Source organism: Methylobacterium sp. P3_A11, assembly GCF_056403155.1.
This window is the reverse complement of sequence record NZ_JBFUGA010000192.1, coordinates 1-4,903: the sequence shown is the minus strand read 5'-3', so window position 1 is coordinate 4,903 and position 4,903 is coordinate 1. Positions and strand designations below refer to the sequence as shown.

6 protein-coding genes and 1 tRNA gene are annotated in these 4,903 nt (G+C 68.8%); 3 read left to right on the top strand and 4 right to left on the bottom strand.

The features are described 5' to 3' along the window. Positions 1–62: 62 nt before the first annotated feature. From AC1DXK_RS30125 to AC1DXK_RS30110, 4 genes are all read right to left on the bottom strand, one after another. Positions 63–293 carry a hypothetical protein gene (locus tag AC1DXK_RS30125; RefSeq protein WP_457107146.1) on the bottom strand — a complete coding sequence of 77 codons (231 nt, stop codon included), beginning with the start codon at positions 291–293 and terminating at the stop codon, positions 63–65. A 72-nt stretch (positions 294–365) separates the two neighbouring features. Beyond that, positions 366–659 carry a hypothetical protein gene (locus AC1DXK_RS30120; protein ID WP_477299645.1) on the bottom strand — a complete coding sequence of 98 codons (294 nt, stop codon included), beginning with the start codon at positions 657–659 and terminating at the stop codon, positions 366–368. A 93-nt stretch (positions 660–752) separates the two neighbouring features. Then, on the bottom strand, positions 753–1,439 hold the full coding sequence (locus tag AC1DXK_RS30115) for a transporter substrate-binding domain-containing protein (RefSeq protein WP_477299644.1): 687 nt from the start codon (positions 1,437–1,439) through the stop codon (positions 753–755). Positions 1,440–1,617: 178 nt separating this feature from the next. Further along, positions 1,618–1,694, bottom strand: a tRNA-Arg gene (locus AC1DXK_RS30110). A 414-nt stretch (positions 1,695–2,108) separates the two neighbouring features. On the opposite strand from AC1DXK_RS30110, the gene AC1DXK_RS30105 reads away from it, so the two are divergent. The 3 genes from AC1DXK_RS30105 to AC1DXK_RS30095 form a co-directional block, all read left to right on the top strand. Further along, positions 2,109–3,188, top strand: coding sequence for an acyltransferase family protein (locus tag AC1DXK_RS30105; RefSeq protein ID WP_477299646.1), 1,080 nt, complete (start codon positions 2,109–2,111; stop codon positions 3,186–3,188). Between the two features lie 56 nt (positions 3,189–3,244). Next, positions 3,245–4,579, top strand: coding sequence for an IS1182 family transposase (locus AC1DXK_RS30100; protein WP_457108847.1), 1,335 nt, complete (start codon positions 3,245–3,247; stop codon positions 4,577–4,579). A 143-nt stretch (positions 4,580–4,722) separates the two neighbouring features. Beyond that, positions 4,723–4,903: transposase (locus tag AC1DXK_RS30095; RefSeq protein ID WP_477299089.1), on the top strand; the 181-nt coding region annotated here is incomplete at its 3' end.

Below are 4,903 nucleotides of genomic sequence, written 5' to 3'. Positions count from 1 at the left end.
GATTTAAGCTGGCTCACTGATGACCCTGCACGGACCTGGGATCGGTTGTGCGAAACTTATAATCACTTGGCCTTTAAGGCTTCCTCAATGACGCTGACGATGCCGCCTGTGGGCCGTGCCACCAGCTGTTGCTCCGAACACGGGATGCCGTCCGCGCCAAGGACCGCGACCAGCGCTTGGCAGGCCACCGGCGCGGAAATAAATCGCGGGTGCCGGCAGGTGACGATCCCGTCCTGATCAGCCCCCGGCCGCCGGGGGCCGGCGATCCGTCGGGTCTCGATCTCGACCGTCATGCAGCCGCGAGTGAACCGGCCGGACGACGGAAAGTGTCCAGGGTTGCAGTCGTCGCTCACGGACGGTGAGGCTCAGGAGCCTTTCGCTCCGTCGGGAGACTTCGTCAGGTGCATCGCCACATCCGGGTCCTTTGGCGCAGGTTCGGCCTCCGCGACGCGCCGCGCAACCTCCATCACGAGGTAGGTCACCGACGGCGGCCACGGGACGTCATTGTCCAGAAGCATCCGGGCTGCGCTGACGAGCATCCGGAATTGCTCCGGCGGGATCGTGGCACCAGCCTCGTGCTGCTCTAGGATGCGGTCGGCGATTGCAGCCGCCAGTCCGGCAACCTCAGCCAACTTGTTGGGTGGACCACCGGCTGTCACGTCAGATCCTCTCTCAACCGATCGGAGAGGTACACGGGCTCCCCCCGGCATCCGTCCGGTGCGCCGCCTGGCACCGGCCAGAGAGTCGCACAGTCAGGATGCAACCGCATCGTCGCGGAAGCCACGCGCGTCGAAGATCCTGCGAACGACGCCTGCCCGCTTGGCCTCAGCCATCCAGGCGGTCACGGCGGCGAGGGCGCCCGGACGGCTCTTTGGCACGGCGACGGCGACCTGGGTCTGCTGGAAGCCGCCACTGACGATCCGGGACCCCGGCACCTCCTGCACGACAGGCCGCAGCGTGTCGCGCGATAGGGCGAAGGCATCCGCCTGCCCGTTGCGCATGCCCGCGATCGCCTCGGCGACGGACGAAACGGCGACAGGCTGTGTGTGGATCAGTGTGCGGGCGGAGGCGCGGAAGGTAGTGGTGCCATCGATCGCCAGGACTCGAAGGCCCGGTCGATCCACCTGCGCCACGTCGATGATGTCTGACGCGGCGCTGACCAGATAGGTGCTCTCCAGGTCGTAATAGCCCGGCCCGAAGTCGATCCTCTGCCGTCGGGTCGCGTCGACCGGCATGAAGCTGACGTCGATCGCCTCGGCCTGGAGTGCCGCGGCCGCGGCACCCGAATTCGGGAACAGGGTGAAAGCAAGCGGCAGTCCTGATCGGCGGGCGAGATCCGCGCTCAGATCGGCCGTCACGCCTTCGGGTGTTCCATCGGCCGCACGGTTGACGAAGATCAGTCCGGCGGACGGCGCCTCGATGAGTCCAACCCGAAGCATGCCGCTCGGGGCCAGTTCGGCCGTCATAGCCGCGCCCTGAGCGTGGCTTGGACGCGTCATGCTGGCGAGGCGGGCCGTCGCCGGGGCAGGGGATGAGCGAGCAATTCGAGCCGCCTGCTCCGCTTCCGCGGCGATCTCCCGACTACGGGGGGCAGGCCGCTTAAATCACTGAGGAAACTGGCGCACCCGACACGATTCGAACGTGTGACCTTTGCCTTCGGAGGGCAACGCTCTATCCAGCTGAGCTACGGGTGCTGGCCGTGGCATTCCCTAGCCCAACCGCGCCGCCAGCGCAACGGCACAGACGCGATCGCACTTGGCACGCAATCGCACTTGGCCAGTCTGCGCTGCGGCTCGGACGTCGCGGAAGCGTTGGCGAAGATGATCGCTCGGGCGCGTCAGGCCGCGCGCGAGCGCGCCGGGCTGAATCCGCGGGCAGGGAGACCGGGGTCGTCCGTCACGGCGCCGGAGCGATCCGCGCAGGCAAGCCGGCGGCGCCGCCGGTTGCAGCTGTGCCGGTTCCAGATCCCGGCGGCTCCGGCGCACCCGCTCCGGCAACGGCGGGCGCCGCCAGATACTCCGCGGGTGTTGCCCCCGCGTCCTTGCCTTCGCGTACCGTTTCCCGGCCCCTGATCGACGGACACAGGCGTTGTGGAGCGGGCAGGTTTGGTGGAGGCGACGGGCGGCCGGGATCCGCGGGCGAACAATTTCGGCTCCCTGCGTCTCCTGTTCGCAGGCCTCGTCATCCTCGCGCACGCCCCCGAACTCGTGGACGGAAACCGGTCGCGGGAGCTGCTGACGCAGGTCTTCGGCACCCTGTCCCTCGGGGAGATCGCGGTCGACGGCTTCTTCCTCGTGAGCGGCTACCTGATCACCGCGAGCTACCGCGCCAAGCGCTCCTTCGCCGACTACCTCAGGCGGCGGGTTCTGCGGATCTATCCGGCCTTCGTGGTCGCATCGCTCCTGTGCATCGCCGTCGTCGCGCCCCTCGCTGGCGGCGACCTGGCGGCGGCCTCGCCCCTGCAGACCCTCGTGCGGCTGTCGCTGCTGCTCATGCCGGTGGTCCCGGGCGCCTTCGCGGAGTTGCCCTATCCGCTGCTCAACGGCTCGATGTGGACGATCCCCTGCGAGTTCGGCTGCTACCTGCTGCTCGGCCTCGTCGGCACCGCCCGCGCCCTGCGCCGCCGGGGGCGCTATCTCGCCCTCCTCGCCGGGCTCGGCGCCCTCCTCGTCCTGCGCTGGCTCTGCCTGCCCGTGGGCCATCCTGGCGATACCCTGGGCTCCCTGTCGGAGATGATCCGCCTCACCTTCGTGTTCTGCTGCGGCGGAGCCTTCCAGCTGTTCGCCGACCGGATCACCTACAGCCGGCGCGGCGCTGCCCTGGCCGCCCTCCTGCTCCTGCCGCTGATGTTCAGCCGGCCGCTGGCCGAGCCCGCCTTCGCGATCCTCGGCGGCTATCTGATCTTCTGGTTCGCCTTCGCGGTGCGCCCCAATGCCCTCAGCCGCGCCACCGCGCAGGTCGACCCGTCCTACGGGCTCTACCTCTATGCGTGGCCGGTGCAGAACCTTCTTGTGGCCTGGATCCCCGGGATCTCCCCCTGGACGGTCGCCGCCCTGACGTTCGCGGTGGCTCTCCCCCTCGGCCTGCTGAGCTGGCACCTGATCGAGCGGCCGATGCTCCGGTTCCGGCCCGGGATGGGCGCCGCGCGGGCCGGCGTGCCGGCGGCGCGCCCCGCCCTCGGCGCCTAGGAGCCCGTCCGAGTAATCCTCTCGACGGCGTGGCCTGGGAGTGATTCACTCTGCTCATGGCCAAGGTGTTTCGCTCCTGGGATGTGGATCAGGGCTGGTTGCTGCCGCCCTCGTTGCACGAGTTCGTGCCACCCTGGCACATGGCGCACTTTGTCCGCGACACGGTGCGGGAGGCGCTCGACCTCTCGGCCATCCTCGACACCTACACAGAGGAGCGCGGCTACCCGCCCTACCATCCCGGCATGATGGTGGCGCTCCTGCTCTACGGCTACAGCCGCGGCCTGTATTCCTCGCGTCAGCTCGCCCGGGCCTGCGAGGAGCGGGTCGACGTCATGGCGGTGACTGGCCTGAACCGACCGGACTTCCGAACCATCGCCGACTTCCGCAAGCGCCACCTCGTGGCCCTGTCCGACCTGTTCGTGCAGGTGCTGCGCCTGTGCCGGGCGGCTGGTTTGGTCCAGTTCGCCCACGTGGCGGTGGACGGCACCAAGGTGAAGGCCAACGCCTCCCGCCACAAGGCGATGAGCTACGCACGCATGAAGACAGCCGAGCCAGCGCTGGCCGCCGAGGTCGACGCCTGGCTGGAGCAAGCGCGTGAGGCGGACGCGGCTGAGGATGAGGCGCAGGGCGCGACCCGTCGTGGAGACGAGACGCCGGACTGGATGGCCGACAAGCAGCGGCGGCTGGAGACGATCCGTGCCGCCAAGGCTGCGCTGGAGGCGGAAGCGGTCGAGCCGCCCAACCCCGAGGACGAGAGCGGGCCGGGTGCGTCCTCGGGCATGCGTTGGCAGGGGCGGCCTCTACGCAGTCAGGACGGCGGTCCGCCCGACCGGGCGCAGCGCAACTTCACCGACCCGGACAGCCGGATCCTGCCCACCCGCGATGGCTTCGTGCAGGGCTACAACGGGCAGATCGCCGTCGATGCCGCGCATCAGGTGATCGTCGCGCACCGCCTCGTGACTAACTCAGCCGACTACCGCGCCCTCGTGCCGCTTGTGGACGACGTCCACGCTCATCTCGGGCGCAAACCACGCGAGGTCTCGGGCGACGCTGGCTTTGCCAACGAGGCGAACCTGGCCGCGCTGCAGCTGCGGGGCATCACGGGCTACCTCGCTCCGGGTCGAGCACGTCATGGCGAGGCGGACGCGGCCGGCCGCCGGAGGCTGACGAAGATGCCGTTGATGAGCGCGATGGCTGCGCGCCTGAAGCGGGCTGGCCGCCGCAGCCGCTATCGCCTCCGGAAGCAGGTCGTCGAGCCGGTATTCGGGCAGATCAAGCAGGCCCGGGGCTTCCGACAGTTCTTACTCCGCGGCCTCGATCAGGTCCGGGGCGAATGGGCGCTGATCTGCACCGCCCACAACCTCCTCAAATTGGCGAAGGCCGGGCACTGAGCCCAAAGCCGACGCACACGTCTGCCCAGACTTCGACGCTCATCCCACCTCGTGAACTCGTTACTCGGACGGGCTCCTAGGTGTGCAGTCCCGCGGTGTGGTGGCATCAATTTAGCTGTAACCGCCGCACACCGGGAGGCGTTATGGGACAGGTTCTTCACGGCTGCGCCACGACCACGCACGCGGTCAGAGCAACGCTACAGCGATCGAAAGCTCCGCTCAAAGATCTTGCCGCCCAGCATGGACTGAACCCCAAGACAGTCGCGAAGTGGCGTAAGCGAGCCTTCGTGCATGACGCGGCGATGGGACCGAAGACGCCGCGCT

Coding starts and splice junctions, on each gene's coding strand:
- AC1DXK_RS30100 (WP_457108847.1), top strand. CDS start 3,245: ATGGCCAAGGTGTTTCGCTCCTGGGATGTGGATCAGGGCTGGTTGCTG.
- AC1DXK_RS30115 (WP_477299644.1), bottom strand. CDS start 1,439: ATGCTTCGGGTTGGACTCATCGAGGCGCCGTCCGCCGGACTGATCTTC.
- AC1DXK_RS30125 (WP_457107146.1), bottom strand. CDS start 293: ATGACGGTCGAGATCGAGACCCGACGGATCGCCGGCCCCCGGCGGCCG.